The sequence below is a fragment of the Providencia heimbachae ATCC 35613 genome, from assembly GCF_001655055.1.
GTDB lineage: Bacteria > Pseudomonadota > Gammaproteobacteria > Enterobacterales > Enterobacteriaceae > Providencia > Providencia heimbachae.
Map to the genome: position 1 here is coordinate 24,327 of NZ_LXEW01000023.1, position 21,227 is coordinate 45,553.

Genomic DNA, 21,227 nt, shown 5'->3' on the forward strand with positions numbered 1-21,227 from the left:
CCTAGCGCGGTTGTTGCTCTGTTGGTAAGGCTTTGCAGGAATTTCCATTACAGCTATATTTCAATTCAGGGTGCCCACCATAGTCATTAACGTACATCATGGTGAAACTATTACTCGCACCATTGACTTTAATATCTAAATTTGATTTTGGCGCAATCATTACCCCAGGAAAATCCGTCAATTTTTTACCACCTTCGGTAATCAATTTATCGTTTAAGCTAATAATCGTAACGTAGTAGGGTGTTGGGTTTTCTGCTCGCCAATTATTTCCTTGCTTTTGGAATGTAATCTGATCTTGCCAAACTGAACTTTTCGATTTTGGGATAATAGCTGTCGGCCGATAAAATAATTTAATACGTGATTGCATCGCCAGCTGTAAAACATTTGGTTTATCCGGTTTTGGTGGAACTTCGCGAACGTTCAAATAAAATAAGCTTTCCTTATCTTGTGGTAGCTTATCGATTTCAGCTGTTTTAGAAACTCTAGCTACACCTTTTTGCCCACCGTTAATCCGCTGTAATGGTGGTAGCACCACTAATGGTGACGTAATTTTTTTGCCATTAGCATCTTCAACCCACGCCTGAGCTAAAAATGGAATACTTGAACTTGTATTCGATAAGTTTGCACTAGCAGAAGCTTCATCACCTGTAATAATCAGTCGCGTTCTATCGAGTGAAATACCTGCATGTGATTGGCTAACGCTCATCATGAACACCAGCAAACCTACCCATTGATTTATCCGAATCACCATTTTCTCTATCCTATTTAAGACTTATTTTGAGCATCACTTCACTGTTGACAAGGTAATAAGACCGACATACCTGACTCAATCTTTTCAGGGAGATGAACTTTACACTGTGCTTTCCCCCCCCAAGATAGGGTTAAAATTTCTTGAGGGTTCACCGCCATTAGATATGTAAATCCTTGTTCCATTACCATAGCCACATTAACACCATCAGGGTTAGTCACATCTGCTCCAAATGGAGGCACCGTACCGTTATAACTAATTGTGGCGACTAATTTCTCACCTTTGGCAACATCAAACCGCTGATAACCAATTGCACCTTCCGTTAATGTGGATGTAGCAATGGCTCTATTGGTATCAACATCACTGTTCAATTTATCTACATCGATACGTGTATCGAAACTGTAATAACTCACAATATCCGGTACAACCGAAATACCTTTCCAGTTTGTTCGCGTTTTTTCATGGTTGAATGGCACTCCACCTACCCCATTTGTATCAACCATGATCCTTGCCGTATCAGTCGTTGCACTGCTGTTATGTAATGCAGCGCCATACCTTGTTGCAGTAAAACCACCACGTAATGTTCCATTAATCGATGCAGTCTGTCTTTCTTGATAGCTAATGTTGGTATTTACTTCTGCAAGCTGCGTACGCTTTTGATAATAGCCATCAAACTGGACACGATCATCACCACTTCTACCCGCTCTAATACGCCATAAGTCATTGAAATCCCTGTTGTCACTATATGAAAGCATATGACTCGTCTTGCTACCGCTATTTTGTAAGTCATAACCTGCCCAGCGACTATCCCCTACAGGAACTGAAACAGAAAGCGATACGCTATCATCACGTCTACCTCTATATTCAGAGCGATAAGCTGCAATATTTGTTGATACGCCCTCAATTCCTAATAAACGGAATGAGCGACCAACCGATAAGCCATACCTATTTTGTGATGTTTGATCCCAATATGTTTGGTGGGTATAGGTTAGAAATAAAGTTGTACGCCAATCAGGATCATCCGCCCAAAACGTTTTATTTCCTGTGATGGTATACATCTCTTTTTGACGCCCTATACCGATATATTTATTTTCACGTTCATCTAAGTATTGAGATAATGTACGAAATTTATCCTGTGAAAATCGATATCCGGCAAAAGTGATCGTACTATTAAGCTCATCAAATGATTTAGAATAACTAAGTCTAAAAGATGAACCTGTTTCGGTATTAGTCCCCGGAATTCGGCTAATAGATTGAGTGATATCTGCTGATAGTGCACCAAGAACGGCTAGATCACGCCCAATACCCGCAGAAAACGCACTATAGTCTCGGCCTGCAAACAGAGCCCCTCCAATCAAAGACCAGTTATTACTTAGCCCCCAAGAAAAGTCACTTGTCGCAAACATAGAACCTTCGGGCTTGTGATTGAACCGCGATGGCTTACCCACAGAAATGTTATACCGCACATATCCCGGTCTGGTTAAATAAGGGATATTCGCCGTATCGACTTGAAAAGTTGAAACATCACCATCATCACCTTCCACTCTAACGTCAAGTGTTCCGCGAATTGAACTTTGCAAATCTTGAATGCTAAATGGCCCGGCAGGAACGGTTGTTTCATACACAACTTGCCCAGCTCGGCTAACAATAATTTTTGAATTACTTTTCGCAATCCCATTAATTTGTGGCGCATAACCACGCAAATTAGGAGGCAACATTCGCTCATCACTGGCTAAATTAATTCCTGTATAGCGAATAGTGTCAAAGACTTGAGAGTTTAAATAAATTTCACCAAACGTTAATTTGGCCGCCATATGTATTAATGGGCGATATGCATAAAACTGATTCCAATCAAATTTTCTATCACCACGTTCATTATAATTAGCTTGGTAATCAGCCCTAAAGCGCCATGCTCCAAGGTTAAAACCCGTCTGCCCATAAGCGGATAATGAATGCTTATTTGTGTGTGTTCTTAAAGAACGCGAAATTGTTCCCGTTAGATTGTAGTCAAACAGTAAACCTGACACACCAGCATCCCAACGCTCTGGTGGCACCCAGTCTGGATCAGTGTATTTCATCCAGGCTTGTGGCATAGTAATATCAAGTTTCCCTTCATGATTATTTATTTTAACCCCGGGAATTGATGTAATATTCGAACAATCTGAAGATATGGTCTGAATTTTTTTTAGTGCATCTTCTTTTAATGCTAGCATTTCGATTTGTTGTTGAGTAAAACAAACTAACGTTTTTTCATTATTATCAGGATCAACAATATACGCTACTTTTTGCTGAGATAAAGATTGACCATTAATATAAACATCCAATAAATATGAGCCAGGAAATACAAAGTTATCTTTAGAGAAGCGTGTTAAGTCAATATTATCACGATCACCAACATCTAATACATCCGTGTTAAATTCAACGATATCATCTGCAAAAACATTTATTGAATAGCAGAGCATTGCAATATATATCGCAAACAAATTTCTCGTCTTAAATATATTACCACTAAGAATAATCATTATATTTACTCTGTATTCACTAGCAAAATTAGAAATCATCCCAATTAAATTTATGAGATTAAACGGTAAATATTTTATTTATAATTTTTTAGAAATAATCCATTCTAAACCGTAATGTTCCCGTAAACTCACCTGCTTTTATATTTTTCTGGTAAGCAATAAGTGTGGCGGTAAAGTCCAACCTATCGCGCCCCTCAAGTAGGGTGTAATCAGGCATCTTGGTATTAAGTTTAAGAGTTTCCCCATGTGAATTTTTTAATTGAATTCCAAATCCTTCTGATTCTCCACTAACTTGAAGTAAATTATCATCAATAGATGCCCCCATCATTGTTATTTGAGCACGAGATGCACTACCTTTATCAGACGAAGGCAACGTACAGCCAATAAGCTTTATTTGAAATTGTTTACTAACAGCTAAATTTTCTTCAGGTGTTATTTCTCTTGCACTTACTTCACCAAAATCCACCCAAAGATCTCGACTAACAGGATCAATTGTACATGAGGCTTCAATTAATTCACCCTGCATTACAATATCGCCAGGTGTGTTATTAGCGATACCTCCCCAGCTTAATAAGGGCCATAATAAACTAGAGCTTAATGCTATTTTTATAACTCGAATTATCATGGGAAATACCGTGTGACTATATGAAAATTAATATTGCGGAGTATTAAATACTCCGCATCTTTACATAAAATCAATTACCAACTATTGATAATCAACTTGGAAGTTAATCGTTGAATCAAAACTACCTGGGGTCACAGCATTAGATGGGTTATCTGATTTTAAGTAAGCAACAAATGGAATTGTCGTTTTGCCATTAGTTAAGTTAACAGCAGTCGATGCTTGCCCCCAAACAACGTCTTTATTACCATTATCTCTTAAACCGATACCAGCACCACTTGCAGTACCTGAAGTAAATGCGGCTAAGCTTGCATCACTAGGGTTAACAGTTGATGGTGTATAAGTTACAGTTGCAGTTTGAGCAACTGTCGTATCACACCCTTGTAATTCGATATTTTTCTTAACGTTACCTGCACGCTCACCATTTTTTAAATTGGATACAGGAATCTGATAAAAGTTAACTTTTACAGGACTTGATTCTTCGCTAAGACCACAAGCAGAATTGACTAATTCACCAGAGATCTCAATGGTACCGTTGGTTGGTGTACCTGTATAAGCAGCCATTGCAGCAAATGAAGCAAAAGCTGATGCAAATACAGTACCTACTATAAATTTATTCAATTTCATGATTATTTAATCCCGTTATTATATATTTAGCAATGATAGTTGTTGATAACAACTTTAGATAAAAATAATCATTAAATTTAATTAATAATTACTTCCAATAAAGTCATCATCTTATTAATTTCAAGCATACCAATTACTTCTATTATTTAGAGAATAAAAGTAAGGTTAATACTCATTTATTTTTAATTAGAATAATAAATTATCGCCAAAGTTTTCTTGAATTTTTGTCTAGCGTAGAATAATAAATAGATTCATTCCTTACAATACGCTGTAGTTTCTCACTATCGTGCTTATCAATAACATTATTAAAGAAATCTCGCCATGTTTTATTTAGTGCAGTCAATATATTATCCATCATTTCAAATGTTAATTTTGTCTTTCCTGTTTCATAACGAGATACTTGTTGTTGACTTACTTTTAAAATTTTGGCGAGTTCATTTCCAGTTAAATTTTTTTCTTTTCTTATTTCCCTCAAATACAGCCCTACATCTTTATTTATTTCATTAGAAAAATAAGCCATTTTATTTAACCTTTACAATATAATTATAATGGATTGTTAGTCACCACTTTTGGTTCGAAATGATTATACGGTCGGTTATTTGCTTTGTATAATAGATAGTACAAATGAATATTTAACATAAAATTTTAATATCCTATTGAAATAATGAAATGTTACGAAAAAACGAGATCATTAAAAATATTTCAATATATAACAAGGAATTAGGTTTAAAACAAAACAAAAATGAGAGCTAAATTTTACATCTTGATACATTTGAATATGTTTAAACACCATAAAAACACATAAACTGAGTATTTGGATCGAAAAACAAACAAATATTATGGTTAAATCACTCCTCATTTGAGTTAAGTGCACCTAGGATGCATTTTTTAAGAATTATCTTACCCATGAAAATCTATCAAAATTAGACTTTGTTTTTATCCGATACTTTAGTCTGTATGACTTTTAATTATACAATTGGTAAAACTGAGCGGTCATATAACATAGAGTGTTTGAAAATTTAATATCAAATAAATTTTTATATTAACCAACAAAAATGGTTACCTCTGTTCCATTAAAGACACGCTAAATTATCAAGAATATGCTTCACCAAAATGATATTTTGGCTATATGTTTCGACCCGATATACTATAAATATTAATACTTGAAATTATAAACCATCTCATTTTTATCTAGTGATAAAAACAGAAAGCCCATCATGTTTTGCATGATGGGCTTTCTGTTAAAAAGTTATCTATATAATTTTATCGATACGTGAACAACACATTTACAGTGTTACTAAATGGTCCTGATTTGATTGGTTCATTGTCCTTGTTGGACAACTCAACACTATATTGAAAATATCCTGGTCTTTGTTGAGTTATTGCCCCTTTATAATAATACTGATCAAATGAAACCACTTGATTTGTACTTTTATCCGTAATAACTGCCTGTAGGCCATTATTAAATAACATATATTTTTTATTTATTACACCACTATTACTTTGGAATGCAACACTCACTTCTAATGCCGCATTACATGTTGAATCGGGTACTAAATCCAAAGAAAAATTCTCTTTGACTGTTTTTCCACTCTGAAAATTCTCCGGAGTTAATTCTTTAAAATCAACAACTTTATTATTCATTATAACAATTGGTGTCGGGCAATAGTTCACCAGTTTTCCGATAATTCGAGCATAGTACATATCACCAAAACTTTTGCCTTGATAATCTCGATGATAACCAACAGGAAAAACTCCTGTATCAAAAGATTTTAGCTCCCCGCTCCCTCTAATAATTTTATATTTATAGCCAAATGCAATGTTTGGAGCTCCTGCTGCCCAAGAACCGACGACTAATGGTGGAGTATTAGTCTGTGTGACTTCTACCGTCGTTCCCCCATATGGACCTTCTTGATACAGCCTAACACCACTATTCAGTAGCAATTTTTTAATATCTTGAGATGTTTGATTATTAAACCAGATAGTGCGTTGTTCTGCTGTACCCGAAAAAACACATCGCCATGAAAACCAACCAGTGTTAGCCACACCAAGTAAAGTTCCTGGAGGAACAGAGCCAGGAACAGTATTCATATCAATGAAGACTTCAGGAGAAGGGTTCCATGCACCTCCTCCCGAAGAAACACCACCGTTTGATGTGCAACTCACGCCTGCATAAGCGAATGTCCCCGAGGTCAGTAATAATCCTCCCAACATGCTTTGCATAACTCTTTTTCTGAGATTCATCTTCGCTGAATTGGCATTTTTCATTTATTTTTTACCGAAGATATCAACTCACATGATTGCGTTGTATTACACTGATACTTACTAAATTTTAATCCGCCAAAATCATCAATATAAGCCACTTCAAAACTATTCCATGATGGGTTTTTCAATTTCACGACAGAATCACTAAAAGGGGCGACAATCGTTTCAGGAAAATTATTGTCTTTATTCTGATCAACATTGATATTAGTGATAATAATATTAAATGGGGTTGGGTTAGTCAGCTTGATGTTTTCACCCTGCTTAACCACTTTCAAGTCTCGTTGAAAATCTTTATCAACCGACATTTTATATTCAATACCTTTAGGTCGATAAAATAATTTTAAGCGAGATTGAATGGTAAATTGCACCACGTTCGCTTCTTTTCCTTGAGGAGGGATCCCCAACAAATTGAAATAAAGTAAACTTTCTCTATCCTGTGGTAATGAATTCTGCCCATCCATATACGTAATTTTTATCTGTTTTTTTTGTTTTGGACTGACTTTCTGCAAAAAAGGTAGTGCAACTAAAGAGTCGGTTAGCTTCTTCCCTTCAGGGGTTTCTATCCAGGTTTGCGCTAAAAATGAAGACGTACTGTCTTGATTTTCAATAACAACACTTGTACCACCATCTTCCTCATTAAAAATGATGCGAGTTCTATCTAAACCAAGAACTGCATACGCTTGGCTCATCACGCTGGATAATAAAACTACAGAAAGTACTTTTTTAAATAGAGTCATTTTATTCACCGACATTGTAATCACTTTAGTGATTGCATAAAATTGTGTCACTGTTTCTAGCAAGGATACCGTCTGCGGAGAAAGTACAAGATAGATTATCTCCCCAATTAACACTGAGTTGATCGCCCATATTCAACCCAGTTAAGTAAACAATGCCAGATTCAGCAATAATTCCTGAAACTTTACCATTCGAACCATTGGTCACAACAGCGCCCAATGGAGGATATTGCCCATTACTTTGCTTTATACGCGTTATTAACGATTTACCGATATCAGCATCAATTTTGACATAACCAATAGCACCATCAGTAAGTGTAGATTCTAGAACATTTTCTTCAATATTAACTGTCTCAGGCAACTTATTTACATCAACCTTATATTCCATATTATAGTAGGTTGGTACGTTACTTATTGTCGCTAGCCCATAATCATTTGTTGTGGTATTACCATTTTCAATAATGACACCCTTCGCCCTAGGAACATCAACCACTAAGCGAGATTGGTCACGATAGGTTAGTCGGTGAGCTGAGATACCATGTTGCGTCGCAGTAATTGAACCATTCAGCGTAATACTGGCTGAATTCATTGTATCTGATAATGTGCTGCTCATTTGAACCTGCCCTGCATTTCCACGATGAGAAATATAAGTACTTACCATACCTTGGGATAGTCCATCTTGCGTTGATGCCGTCAGGTTATAGTTAGTGTCTTTATCAAGGTAATGGCTATAGTTCACATTATTGGCATAACGTTTATCTTGATCACTGTAGGATGCAAAGTAAGATATTGATGTATTATTATTCTCTGAACTAAGCGGTTTACTGATCGATAAAAAAACTTGGTTATCCGTTTTATTGTTTGAATTACGAGCTTGGTTTAACGACACGGAGACGTTACCGCCTTTCATTAAGCCTTCATTAAAATATTTATTAAGTCCAATACTGAAATAATTATTTTGTTTACCGTTCCAGTAGGTTTTACGTGATGCGGTAATATTGGCGCTAGCATTGATAAAATGTAATTGCTGCGCATATGAAAGCGAAAATACATGCTTATCTTTATTGACATCACTCCTATCTTTATCTGCAAAATTTTGTTCAACAAAATTTGATAATGAGTTAAACGTCCTGTCTGCAAATCGATATCCCGTCAATGTCAATTGACCATCAATACTCGGTAAATCTTTTGCATAATTAATACGATAGCTTTTCCCTTTTTCTTCGCCTGTTAAAATATCAGCATAAGATTGTGTAATATCGACAGAAAATGCACCTAAAAAACCTAAGTTTTGGCCAATACCTACGTTAATGGCACGGTATTTATTGCCTGACGTGGCAACCAGACCGCCAAATAGTGAAGTATTATTTAAAATACCCACCGAGCTTTCTACTGTCATAAAATTATCATCAGTATGACCACTATATTGTGGTGATAGCTGACCTAAATTCATTTTATAACTCACTTGGCCTTTGCGGGTTAAAAAGGGGATATTGGTTGTTGTAAATTGGAATTTGGTCTCTTTACCATTATCCTCTGTCACAGTAACATCAATCGTTCCCATTACTGATTGACTTAAATCCTTGATAACAAAAGGCCCTGCTGGAACTTTAACTTGACTAATAATACGTCCATTTTGAGAGAGAGTAACCGTTGCATTCGATGCCGCTATACCGGTGACTTGTGGTGCATACCCTCTTAAATTAGGCGGCATCATACTTTCATCAGTAAATACACTCACACCTTTAAAGCGCACACTATCAAATAAATCAGATCTGATAAAAATTTCACCGACAAATAGTTTCGCAGATAAGCTGGCAATATCTCGGAATGCATAAACCTGTTCCCAATCGAAGCGGCTTTTTTTGTCACTATTACGATTAGAGTCTAGCAATGTATTTTCATATTGATAATTTGCACGGAAACGCCATGCCGAAAAATTAGCACCTACGTTACCGAACGCACTAAGATTATTACGATTTCCTGATCCTTTCCGATAAAAATGGTTATCACTAATGGTGTAATCGAAAATTAGCCCTGCAATACCATTGTCACGAAGTTCCGGGCTTACCCAAGATGAATAAGTCGATTCAGTATATTTTTGTGGGACTGAAATAGTCAGAATTTGTTCGCTATCATTAAAATCAATTGAAACATTATCATCAAGAGTAGATAAATTAACACAGTCATCATCTTGAGTAGAAATTAATTTATCTTTAGCCTCATGGGTTAAAGGAAAACGGTCCAATAATTTTTTTGTAATACAAGCTTCAATAATACCATTTTTATTTATAAAGTTAATTTGTTCACTTCGCAAAGTTCGCTTATCATTAAAAACAACATCAGCTTCATACAAGCCTTCACTTAAGTTATTTTTTTCAAAATAGCTTAAGTCAATATTATCTTCTACAGATAAATTGAGTGCTCTAATATTAAACGTTTCTGCATTTGAATACCCTCCAAATATAAGGAGTGAAATAATATAACAAATGTTTTTTTTCTTAAAATACATAAGTTCACTCATGTGGGAAGGTAGTGACAACAATTACTTTGCGCCAAGAATGGCGCAAAGTAATTAATTCAAAATAAAATTTTTACTCGTAGCTTAATACATAATTAGCAACCGAGTTGATGTTACCCGCAGTTGCAGTACCTGTTGCTTGAGCTTGAGCTGAAAGGTTAATTGTGGTTTCTGAAGAGTTCATCGCTTGCTCCAAAACATCACCTGGTTTAATCGCTGTGCCATTATTAGCAAAGAACGCAACTGCTACATTACTTGCGCTACCTGTATTTGCCCATAAACTTGATGTTGTTACATCAGGCTGGCCATTAAATGCAATTTTAACTTTAGAATAAGGCGTACCTGGAGTGCCTGAATCTAATTGGCAATCTTGTAATTTTAATTCAAAATTACTTAATGGACCTGTTTTACCCGCTGTATTTAAGTTGGCTGCTGCGATATTGCCTAATTCAACTTCTTTATTAACATCTGAAGGGGCAATAGTACATGCTCCGCTATTTACTACACCTTTAAAAGTGATTTTTCCAGAACCCGCATCTGCTGCCATAGCAGAAATAGAAGTTGTCGTTACTGCTAATAAAAGTGCAATTAAAGTTTTATTCATTTCTATTTACCTTATTAAAATAATTTTTAAACAATGTTTTTATGTTTGAGAACGAAATGAATACTACTCATTAAATAGATATTAAAATACTGTCAAGTTATGTATTTACCCTGTAGAGTGTAACCAAATATATTTATATAATAGACTGAAAACTAAGTTATTTTTTATTTAATGAATAATTAATATTTTTTTGGTCTATGAGATCCAAGTGACAATATTAGAATTAAACTCCAAAAAAACAGAAATTAAAAGAATTTAATACCAATATAATCAAAATATAAAAAATACACCTATGGTGAGTATTTGATTTGACCAGATGTTTAAAAATACTCTATTTATGAGTTTATAAATATATTTACTTACATTCATTCAATAATTAGTTACTAATACAGGTGTTTTTTTCAAAAAACATACATGTTTTTCTTGGTCCATCTAACCATCTAGTCAAAAACACTTAAAATCATTCCAATAACCTAAATATAGGATAGTGTAATTTCACAACGGTATCAGTATCGGTATATAAATAGCTCGAGTAAACTGTATATTAAAAACTAAAAATTGAAATTAGCCTCAGGTACAGACATTAGAAATGACTGTACCTTTGATATGTGTAGAAATGGTTTTATTTTAAAGTACAAATAAACGCATCATAAGGGTAATTCATTATGCTAACTATTGAATTAGTACTCATTGACGATATTTTATGAAAAAAATAATATAAAAATACCCACTAAATAGACCAGTAAAATAATTTACAATTATCTTTAAATAAATTATTGCTTAATAAATATTAAAGCTAAATTCATTAATTAGTATTGATGACTACATATCCCATATATCATAAAATCTTTTTGCATTACTTGCTGTATAAATAACCGTATGGGAAATATTACGATGCCCTAAATAGTCTTGAATTAATCGAGTATCACGACCTAAATCGGCTAATGCGTAACCACAGGAATGCCTTAACATATGAGGATGAGCCTCTATCGAGACATTGGCTTTTTTTCCATAGGCTCTAATTAACCCGTACACTTGTTGCCTTGAAATTCCACCGCCTTTTTGGGAGAGAAAAACTAATGATGAATCCGCATCGCGCCATTGGCTTCTAATTTCAAGCCACGCATTTAATGCATTATATTCATTGGGAATTAAAGGTTGTGTTGTGGATAATCCCCCCTTTAATCGCCTGACATAAAGAACCTTGGAATTTAAATCAATATCTTTTAATGACAGCCGGCACAATTCACTTACACGAAAACCATGAATGAAACACATCAATAACATACAATAATCACGTTCTGAATATCGGCCTTTTCTAGCTTCATCTAATATTGCATTAATTTCAAACCGAGTTAGAAATTTACGTTGCGTCACAATTTTCATTTCCTATATAAGAAACCACAAGATAAACCTAATATATCAAATCTTAGAAAATGATAAATGAATGATTATTTTATGAACAGGAAAAAATCATTGATTATTGACAGGTAACACCAAAAGTTTGAGATACTTTTAACTATCTCTCTTTATCAATCTCAGATTATTGACAAAAAAAATACAATTTAAAGTTATTTTTTTGTTTTTAAAATTAACACTTTGCATCAAACTGTTCGTATTATTATTCTATTGTAAGTTTAAGTCAAATATCGTTACTCAAAAATAAGGTTTTTATGCAAATCATTGATTTATAAGAAAATAAAAACCATGATTTTTATACAGAAAAAAATATTTCCGTCATTAAAAGTTTTACTATCTATTCGCACTCCTTAGCAAAACAAAAAAAGAAATAAAATACTTTATTTGTCGTCAAATAAAGTGTTTTATTTTTTCATATTACCATTGACGCAATGAAAATCTAAACTGGTCAATTTGATGCATATTGTTCAGTTTTTTGTTCATTGAAAATGATTTTTAGAGAATATCATTTTTGTATCAAATTAAGATGAAACAAAGGAAATCAATAAGAATAAAAATAGCTAATAAATATGCTGTTTTTATCCAAATTTATAACGTCTTTTATTTAATGGAAATGTATAAAATGAATCTTAATAAACTTGCTTTAATTTTAGGCTTAGGACTTTCTATTACTGCGGGTGCAGCTAATGCAGCAGATCAAGGTCACGGTACTGTTACGTTTGAAGGCTCTATCATTGATGCACCTTGCTCAATTACACCTGAAACATCAGAGCAAACAGTTCCAATGGGGCAAATTGCGACAGCTGAATTAAAAGACGGCGGCCGTAGTAACTCTCGCGATTTTAAAATTGCACTCGAAAACTGCACAACTGAAACATTGAAAACAGTCACTACCACTTTTACTGGCGCAACTAGTGCAATCGTTGATGGCTCTTTAGCTATTGATGGCAAAGCACAAAATGCAGCGATTGTTATTACTAACGCGGGCGGTAAACAAATTAAATTAGGTACAGCATCAGACGCTCAAACTCTACGTGATGGCAACAACGACCTAAACTTTGCCGCTTATCTGCAAGGCGATAAAACAAATGCTGCAACTCCAGGTGCGTTTAAAGCTATCGCTACATTTGCTTTAAATTACCAATAATGGAAAGGCCAAAACAGGGATGTTCGGCCTAATTTTATCTGAGTAATGAAATCATCTTGTTTTAACACGGAGTATTTATGAATCACTTTGGCATTTTTGTCATGGTGCTTTCAGGAATGATGGTTATACCTGCGTGTGCATCTTATGCGGACCAGGGAAACGGATATGTCTCAGTAGAAGGCTCTATTATTGATAGCCCCTGCGCCATTGATGCAGGAAGCCGAGATCAATCTATTGAATTAATGACAATCCCGGTTAGTCAAATGATACATGATAGAGAAGGGCCTACCCGCCCATTCTCTATCCGTTTGATCAACTGCACCCTGACACCATTAACACCAGGAAAACCTGATTGGCAATCGTTTGAAATTACTTTTGACGCTCCACTCGATGGCGATAATTTTCGATTATTCGGTAATGCCAGAGGGGTTTCATTAAAGATTTTTGATGCGTTCGGAAATCATGCTCTTCCTGGAAAACCGTTACCAACACGTGCAATAGAATCAGGCACGATGACACTTAATTACGGTATGCGCTTAGTGAGTAATAACCAGCGTCTGAAATCAGGGAATTATCAAACAACAATCCGATTCAAAATGGATTATTACTGAGTTACCGCGAAGGGACTATTATGACTCTGCTATTCAATAAAAAAAATAAAGTCTTAACTGACTCAGCGCGTTATATTTTTAATCCAGTTACATTAATGGTTATTATTGCAATTACACAGGGTCAATATACCTTTGCTAATGAAAATATTGAATTTAATACGGATATATTAGATCTTCACGATCGTAGTAATATTGATTTAAGCGAATTTACCCATGCCGGCTATATTATGCCCGGCACTTACCCTTTTTATATTAAGTTGAATAATAATACACTTCCTTCAACTTATGATATTCGCTATGTTGCATCACCAAATAACCCACAAGAAACCGTTCCTTGTCTATCCCCTGACGTTATGTCACAACTTGCCTTACAAGATGAATGGCAGAAGAAATTACAATGGTGGAATGAAGGGCAGTGTCTCAAAATAGACTCGCTACCCGGAATGACAACAAGTGGCTCTCTTGCGAGTGAAACTGTGGTTATCACTATCCCACAAGCTTATCTTGAGTTTACGTCTGATAATTGGGATCCCCCGGCTCGCTGGGATAATGGTGTTGCAGGTGCACTATTCGATTACAACTTAAATACACAAATTACCGATCCTAAAAATGCCAAAACCAGCCGACAAATCAGCGGAAATGGTGTCGCTGGTTTTAACTTGGGTGCTTGGCGCGTTCGTGCTAATTGGCAGGCGAATTATAATGATACATCCGGTCAATCCACCGAACGAAACTGGGATTGGAGCCAATATTATGCTTACCGAGCCATTACATCACTCAATGCCAAATTAACACTTGGTGAAGAATACTTGCGTTCAGGTATTTTTGACTCATTCCGCTATCTTGGGGCTAGCTTGATGTCTGATGACAACATGCTTCCACCAAATCTAAGAGGTTACGCACCGGAAGTAAGTGGCGTTGCGAAAACCAATGCGAAAGTCACTATCAGTCAACAAGGTCGCGTACTTTATGAGACGCAAGTTGCCCCTGGGCCTTTTCGTATCCAAGATTTGAGTGATGCCGTAAACGGTAAACTGGATGTGCGAGTTGAAGAGCAAGATGGCTCAACTCAAGAGTTCCAAATTGATACAGCAACCATTCCTTACTTAACGCGCCCTGGCCGCATACAGTTTAAATTTGCGGGAGGCCGACCAAGTAATCTTCAACATCATACCGAAGGTCCTGGTTTTGCATTGGGTGAATTTTCTTGGGGAATATCAAACGGTTGGTCTTTATATGGAGGCGCTTTAGGTGCTGGCGACTATAATGCACTGTCCCTTGGTATTGGCCGTGACTTAATGATGTTTGGCGCAATATCTTTTGATGTCACAGAATCACACGCCAAACTACCTTCTGATAACAAAACTTATACCGGTGGCTCTTATCGTCTGAGTTATTCCAAACGTTTTGAACAATATGATAGCCAAGTAACCTTTGCTGGATATCGGTTTTCTGAACGCGACTTCATGAATATGAATCAGTACCTTGACCGGCGCTATCGTAGTTCTGCTCAAGAGAATACCAAAGAACTGTATACGATCATGTTAAATAAGCAATTTACTGATATTGGCATGAGTGCTTATTTGAATTACAGCCATGAAACTTATTGGAACCGTCCGAATACTAAGCGTTATAACTTGTCCATATCGAAATATTTCGATCTTGGTCGTTTTAAAAATATCAACGCGAGCTTATCTGCTTTTCGTAATCAGTATGAAGGCAAAAAAAATGACGACGGTATTTACCTAAATTTCTCTATGCCTTGGTCTGATGCAGCAACCATTAGCTATAACAGTGTTATCAATCGTACAGGTAACTCCCATACGGTCAGTTATTACGACAGGTTAGATGAGAAAAGTAGCTATCGTCTAGGCACAGGACTTAGTTCACGAGGTAAAGCCGCGGGAAATGGTTACTTCCTTCATTACGGTGATACCGCCACCGTGACAACAAGCGCAAGCTATGTTGCTGGTGATTACGCCTCTGCGGCTCTTTCTTTGCAAGGCGGCGCAACAGTAACTCAATATGGTGCGGCACTGCACCGAATAAATATTCCGGGTGCTAGCCGGATCATGGCTGATACCGATGGTGTTGCCGATGTACCAATCAAAGGCTTTGGGGCGAACGCCAGAACCAACCGATTTGGTAAAGCGGTTATTTCCGATATTAACGATTATTACCGTACTAGCACCAGCGTTGACCTAAATAAATTACCGGACAATATCGAAGCGACCAAGTCAGTCAAGCAGTTAACCGTAACAGAAGGGGCTATTGCTTATCGTAAATTTGAGGTGCTTTCCGGTCTGAAAACAATGGTTCGACTCGGGCTTGCTGATGGAAGTTATCCACCTTTTGGCGCCTCTGTCATCAATAGCAAAAAGCATGAGGTTGGGATCGTCAACGACAATGGCTCAGTTTACCTCTCAGGTATAAATCCAAATGAAATTTTGGATGTGACTTGGAATGGTGCAACCCAGTGCCGTATTCAAATACCACAATCAATTGAAACAACTGAATTTAATTCATTATTGCTGCCTTGTGGTGAAAACCCAGCTACCGCTAACACTACGCCAGTCGTAATACAGCCTGCCACACAAGATATTGCTCCAAAACAGGCAGTTGAGCCAAGCCAGCGTTGGTTACTGTCACGACCTGACATTACTTACACCACTGATGATGCTTCATTTTAAGGTTTATTGAGAAGAGTTGATATTTATGAACATAAGAAAAAGTGTATTTTTGACCTCTATTATCAGTCTATCCACGCTTGTGTCCAATAACGCAAATGCGGCAATTGCACTTGATAGAACTCGTGTCATCTTTAATGGTACAGAAAAGACGATCAGTTTAAACGTCACCAACCAAAATAAAGATCTACCTTATTTAGCACAAGGCTGGATTGAAAATGCACAAGGTGAAAAAGTTGAGTCACCGTTAACTGTACTTCCGCCTGTTCAACGCATTGAAGCGGGCGAAAAAAGCCAAGTAAAAATTCAATCTCTCCCTGATATCAGTAAATTACCGCAAGATAGAGAGAGTGTTTTCTATTTTAATTTGCGTGAAATTCCACCAAAAAGTGCACAGCCTAATGTGCTGCAAATTGCATTACAGACGCGTATCAAGCTGTTTTATCGTCCAAAAGCGCTGTATGCATCACGAACAGATTTAGACACCCCGTGGCAGGAAAAATTGACGCTAACACGTCAAGGTGACGGCTATATGCTCAATAACCCAACCCCTTATTTCATCACCATTGTCGATGCAGCAAAGGATCTGAACGGTAATACTATCAATAACTTTGAGCCGGTTATGATCGATCCCAGAGGCAGCAAACCGCTGAAAGGGAATACCAATACTTTAGGATCATCTCCTGTGCTGACTTATATCAATGATTACGGCGGCAGACCTAAATTGACCTTTCGTTGTAACGGCGTCAATTGCACTGTGGCCTCAGTTTCAGATCAATAACGGAGGGACGGTATGAAAAGGACACATCTATACCGCATTGTCGCGCTCTGCGCTGCATTGCCCTTAGCAGCATTCGCTATCGACAACTGGGAAGTCGAAGGGCTACATGGGCAAATAAGGGTTAATGGGCAACTGACTGAAGCACCTTGTAGGCTTGATATGGCATCGGCATGGCAGGAAGTTTCTCTTGGTGATGTCCCTGCATATCGCTTACGTAAAGCAGGAAATGAGGCAGAACCTGTTCCATTTACGCTTCTATTTCGTGACTGCATCCGTACTCAAGGTGTGATGTATGACCAAAGAACAGATACCCCAACTTGGGATGCGATGCAACCTATCGCCACCGTATCATTCGTTGCGCCAGCAGACACGCATTACCCTGAAATGCTCGCCGTTAAAGGGGTTTCAGGCTTAGCGTTAAAAGTGACTGATAAACAAAAGAATGATATTCGCCTTGGCTCACGTGGTCGTCCCCAATTTTTAGAATTTCCGCAAGGCTCGCTGACCTACTATGTCACGCCGGTTAGGACGCCCGAAAAATTAAGTGAAGGCCAATTCAGAGCCGTAATGGATTTTAGGGTGAATTATGACTGATTTGATTAAATGGCAACATCATAAAAAATTAGCGCTAGCGACGCTGCTTTTCGCTTCAACTGTGCAAGCGAATTTACCGGAATCACGCGTGCTCCCTTCGGCTGGAACGCGTGCAACTCCCGGTATTGTGTACGTCAATATTCGAGGTGTGGTACTTGCGCCACCCCCTTGCGTGATCAATGACGGCAATCTAATCGATATTAATTTTGGTGAAGTCATGTCGACCCGTATTGATGGCAGCGCTTACAAAATGCCCGTTAATTACAATATTAAGTGTGAAAAAATGCCTAGCAAAGCGATGAAAATGTCAGTGGAAGGCAACACCGCTGACTTTGATACTCAATCGCTTTCGACCAACATTGAAGGCTTAGGTATTGCAGTTATGCGCAATGACAGCAAATTACCGGTAGGGCAAACCATTAATTTCACCTATCCGAATGCACCTCAGTTCTCCGTTGTCCCAGTAAGAGATATGAGTAAAACCTTAACTGGCGGCTATTTTGAAGCGGTTGCCACCTTACTAATCGACTATCAATGAGAGGAGCCTCCGTTATGTTTCCCTTTATATCAAAAAGCACTCTCATGATTAGCCTATTAATACTTGTATCAAACAATATTGCATTAGCAAACAACATGAAACTGCATGGCATTTTACTTGAACCGCCAGCCTGCACTATTCAAGACGATAACGTCATTGATGTCTTCTTTGGTAAAAACGTCGGGATCCATCGGGTTGATGGCATCAACTATACCCAAGAAGTGGATTATAAACTGGTGTGCGCTGCAAATAGTAAAGGTTGGGTACTTGGGCTTTCCATTATTGGGCCTCAAAGCAATTTTGACAGTGCGGCACTGCAAACTAATGTGAATAACCTTGCTATTCGCCTCACTCAAAATGGTAAACCTTTTGAAATCAATAAACGTATCGCCATTACGCCAACGACGCCCCCTTCATTAAAAGCAGTGCCAATTAAACGTCCGGGAAGTGATTTACCTGAAGGGGCATTTTCTGTTACAGCGACATTGCTAGCGGAGTATCAATAATGAACCGATACGTAAAGATAAGTTTATTGATGGTACTGCTATCGATTCAGGGTATTGCACTCGCCATTCCCGATAATTTGCATTTTCACGGCATCTTGGTGGAAGAACCTTGCATCATCAAACCCGGTGATGAATCCGTGCGATTAGATTTTGGTAATGTGCCAGATAAAAACCTGTATGCCTACGGTAGAACAGTTAGCGAAGCATTCACGATTAATTTAGCGGAGTGTGATACCAGTATTGGCAAATCAGTCAATGTGACGTTTTCAGGTACCCCAAGCGTAATTCTTCCCGGTTACTTGGCACTCCAAGATAGTAGTAGTGCCAATGGTTTTGTTATTGGTATCGAAGATGGCGCAGGAACTTTTTTACCCATAAATAAAAAAGGGGAGAAATTACCCTTAGCTGATGGCTCAACTCAATTAAAATTTAAGGCTTATTTAAAAGGTGAACCGGATGCTATCGCACAACAAAAAATCAAACGTGGCCCTTTCAATGCCATCGCAACATTTAAACTCGATTACGAATAAGGCTATTAATTAACATGAAATGGTTATCGTATTTATCTCTTGCTTGTATAGCGACCGCTTCTCTCCCTGCTTCTGCGGCAATCTTTTCTTATATTACAGAAGCAACGGGCACACCCAGTAATGCACAATATGCTTATGTAATTGAACGCTGGGATGAAGAAAATGATGGAACGCCTAGCCCTTGTTATGGTTGGTCAAGATGTTTTATCAACATAAACCATAAACATACGGCAACGGGTAATCCAGGAAGTGTCGCGCGATCCCTCGTCGAGGTCACTGGTCTAAGAACCATGAAAGAAGTGCGTGCCGCAGTATTAAGAGTTACTAATTTTCCCATCAATGGACGAACTAATCACGTAGGCGAATCATTAGCTAAAAACCAAGAGTGCGTAGGATTATTTTACCAAAGTGTTAGTAGCGGCTTAGTGGAATCATCAGGTCGTTTATTACCCGGTTCGTTGTGTGGTATCGCACCGCCACCTGTTGGTGCCTGTAAAATATCTGAAGCCAGTGTTGATATTAACTATGGTGATATTGATGAAGTCAGCCTTCCAAACGCAACCGAATCATCATCCTTTACCGTCACTTGTAACATTCAAATGGATGTATTAGTTATCGCTTCAGGTATGGATAACGGCAAAGTCAGATTACGAGACGATGGCAGCTTAAAAGCCAATTTATTTCTCAATAATACCGTTCCTGGGCAAACCGGCGTGTCAGTCAGAGTGCCGGCGGGCGGAGGCGTTAAGGTGGGGATCACGTCAAAACTCGAAACCAATGGACGTGTTAAAGCGGGCCCTTTTCAAGGTGCAGGTTCACTTATTTTAACAGTACCATAAACAATTAGGTCATCATTATGTCTATAAGAAATGATAGTGAAAGGATCCATTACTCTATAGGTCAGCGTATTTTAAAAAAACGTAAAGAGCTTGGCTATACCGGCTCGCAACTCGCGAAACTATTGGATGTCAGCCAACAGCAAGTATCGCGTTATGAAAGAGGGAAAAATAAAATTAACCTTCTGAGTTTATTCAAAATTGCCGTTGCATTGAAAACACCAATGAACTGGTTTTTAGAGGATATTACCGAGCAATATTCCAATGAAGTCGATAACGGAGGAAATGCTTCGATAAATGGTACACATAATTTAATGCAATCTCATGATTCGATGCAATTGGCCGCTGAAATAACGCTACTAAGATAACGCCATGCGCTTATCATTTGTCACCACTCAATAGCGCGGTCAACTCACTCATGACCGCGCCTATTTACCCATATAATTTAAAATACCGTAAAGAGAATTCTATTTGTTCGATACATTGCTATTATTTTGATATAACCTAATTTAAATTAGAACTGTAATCAATTAGTCCTGTAACAGAGTAAAATAAATCGAATTAGTCTCTAAAATAAGATTAATTTAAAATAAGTGTTTATACCTAAATAGAATCTCATTAATAATAACTTACCCGATAATCTATAAAAATTCAGTTATTACAATATTCAGATTATTCACTTGCTTATCAAATAGCATAATTAATCATAACTCTATATCATTCCAGCTTATTATTTACGATAACATTAAATAGAGATGATAATGGAAAATAAGCAATACTCAGAAAAATGGCAAAAACGTTTTAAATTTTTTGACACCTATGGTTCACCAAGTACGCCTGAGTTTAAAGCCGCATTAAAAGCGGAATCTTTTGGCGGACGAATTCTAATTAATATGAATATTTTCGCCTTTTTCTTTGGCTTTATTTATTTTTTA

21 protein-coding genes are annotated in these 21,227 nt (G+C 37.2%); 11 read left to right on the plus strand and 10 right to left on the minus strand.

The window, feature by feature from the left end; translation table 11 throughout:
* Position 1 precedes the first annotated feature (1 nt).
* The 10 genes from M998_RS07805 to M998_RS07850 form a co-directional block, all read right to left on the minus strand.
* Positions 2-751 (minus strand): fimbrial biogenesis chaperone, encoded by a 750-nt coding sequence (locus M998_RS07805; RefSeq protein WP_068440445.1) that lies wholly within the window; start codon positions 749-751, stop codon positions 2-4.
* A gap of 38 nt (positions 752-789) precedes the next feature.
* On the minus strand, positions 790-3,270 hold the full coding sequence (locus M998_RS07810) for a fimbria/pilus outer membrane usher protein (protein WP_068440443.1): 2,481 nt from the start codon (positions 3,268-3,270) through the stop codon (positions 790-792).
* 88 nt (positions 3,271-3,358) lie between these two features.
* Positions 3,359-3,895 (minus strand): fimbrial protein, encoded by a 537-nt coding sequence (locus M998_RS07815; protein WP_068440440.1) that lies wholly within the window; start codon positions 3,893-3,895, stop codon positions 3,359-3,361.
* Positions 3,896-3,976: 81 nt separating this feature from the next.
* On the minus strand, positions 3,977-4,519 hold the full coding sequence (locus tag M998_RS07820; RefSeq protein WP_068440437.1) for a fimbrial protein: 543 nt from the start codon (positions 4,517-4,519) through the stop codon (positions 3,977-3,979).
* A 199-nt stretch (positions 4,520-4,718) separates the two neighbouring features.
* Complete coding sequence (locus tag M998_RS07825) at positions 4,719-5,039, minus strand: helix-turn-helix domain-containing protein (protein ID WP_068440434.1); 321 nt, start codon at positions 5,037-5,039, stop codon at positions 4,719-4,721.
* 743 nt (positions 5,040-5,782) lie between these two features.
* The gene (locus M998_RS07830; protein WP_068440431.1) at positions 5,783-6,787 is read right to left on the minus strand and encodes a hypothetical protein; all 1,005 of its coding nucleotides are present in this window, start codon (positions 6,785-6,787) and stop codon (positions 5,783-5,785) included.
* Positions 6,784-7,521, minus strand: a complete 738-nt coding sequence (locus M998_RS07835; RefSeq protein WP_068908327.1) for a fimbrial biogenesis chaperone — start codon at positions 7,519-7,521, stop codon at positions 6,784-6,786. The genes M998_RS07830 and M998_RS07835 overlap by 4 nt, the downstream gene beginning before the upstream one ends.
* Before the next feature lie 25 nt (positions 7,522-7,546).
* Entirely contained in the window at positions 7,547-10,030 is a 2,484-nt protein-coding gene (locus M998_RS07840) for a fimbria/pilus outer membrane usher protein (RefSeq protein ID WP_068440426.1), read from the minus strand.
* Between the two features lie 82 nt (positions 10,031-10,112).
* A complete protein-coding gene (locus M998_RS07845; protein WP_068440423.1) occupies positions 10,113-10,643 on the minus strand; it encodes a fimbrial protein in 531 nt (176 codons plus the stop codon).
* A gap of 822 nt (positions 10,644-11,465) precedes the next feature.
* The gene (locus M998_RS07850) at positions 11,466-12,020 is read right to left on the minus strand and encodes a tyrosine-type DNA invertase (RefSeq protein ID WP_068440420.1); all 555 of its coding nucleotides are present in this window, start codon (positions 12,018-12,020) and stop codon (positions 11,466-11,468) included.
* 664 nt (positions 12,021-12,684) lie between these two features.
* Here M998_RS07850 and M998_RS07855 point away from each other — a divergent pair.
* The 11 genes from M998_RS07855 to M998_RS19285 form a co-directional block, all read left to right on the plus strand.
* Positions 12,685-13,209, plus strand: coding sequence for a fimbrial protein (locus tag M998_RS07855; RefSeq protein ID WP_068440419.1), 525 nt, complete (start codon positions 12,685-12,687; stop codon positions 13,207-13,209).
* A gap of 77 nt (positions 13,210-13,286) precedes the next feature.
* Complete coding sequence (locus M998_RS07860; RefSeq protein WP_068440415.1) at positions 13,287-13,820, plus strand: fimbrial protein; 534 nt, start codon at positions 13,287-13,289, stop codon at positions 13,818-13,820.
* A gap of 20 nt (positions 13,821-13,840) precedes the next feature.
* Complete coding sequence (locus M998_RS07865) at positions 13,841-16,510, plus strand: outer membrane usher protein (protein WP_068908313.1); 2,670 nt, start codon at positions 13,841-13,843, stop codon at positions 16,508-16,510.
* 25 nt (positions 16,511-16,535) lie between these two features.
* Complete coding sequence (locus M998_RS07870) at positions 16,536-17,288, plus strand: fimbria/pilus periplasmic chaperone (RefSeq protein WP_068908314.1); 753 nt, start codon at positions 16,536-16,538, stop codon at positions 17,286-17,288.
* A 12-nt stretch (positions 17,289-17,300) separates the two neighbouring features.
* Positions 17,301-17,882: a fimbrial protein gene (locus M998_RS07875; RefSeq protein ID WP_068440407.1), complete on the plus strand. Its 582-nt coding sequence runs from the start codon at positions 17,301-17,303 to the stop codon at positions 17,880-17,882.
* The gene (locus M998_RS07880; protein WP_068908316.1) at positions 17,875-18,420 is read left to right on the plus strand and encodes a fimbrial protein; all 546 of its coding nucleotides are present in this window, start codon (positions 17,875-17,877) and stop codon (positions 18,418-18,420) included. Before M998_RS07875 ends, M998_RS07880 begins: the two co-directional genes overlap by 8 nt.
* Before the next feature lie 95 nt (positions 18,421-18,515).
* Positions 18,516-18,926, plus strand: coding sequence for a fimbrial protein (locus tag M998_RS07885; protein ID WP_231906701.1), 411 nt, complete (start codon positions 18,516-18,518; stop codon positions 18,924-18,926).
* On the plus strand, positions 18,926-19,456 hold the full coding sequence (locus M998_RS07890) for a fimbrial protein (RefSeq protein WP_068440398.1): 531 nt from the start codon (positions 18,926-18,928) through the stop codon (positions 19,454-19,456). Before M998_RS07885 ends, M998_RS07890 begins: the two co-directional genes overlap by 1 nt.
* A 14-nt stretch (positions 19,457-19,470) precedes the next feature.
* Complete coding sequence (locus M998_RS07895; RefSeq protein WP_068908318.1) at positions 19,471-20,295, plus strand: MrpH family fimbial adhesin; 825 nt, start codon at positions 19,471-19,473, stop codon at positions 20,293-20,295.
* Between the two features lie 17 nt (positions 20,296-20,312).
* Positions 20,313-20,660 (plus strand): helix-turn-helix domain-containing protein, encoded by a 348-nt coding sequence (locus M998_RS19925; protein WP_068440392.1) that lies wholly within the window; start codon positions 20,313-20,315, stop codon positions 20,658-20,660.
* Between the two features lie 393 nt (positions 20,661-21,053).
* The coding region (locus tag M998_RS19285) for a DUF2628 domain-containing protein (RefSeq protein WP_156510939.1) at positions 21,054-21,227 on the plus strand (174 nt) is incomplete at its 3' end.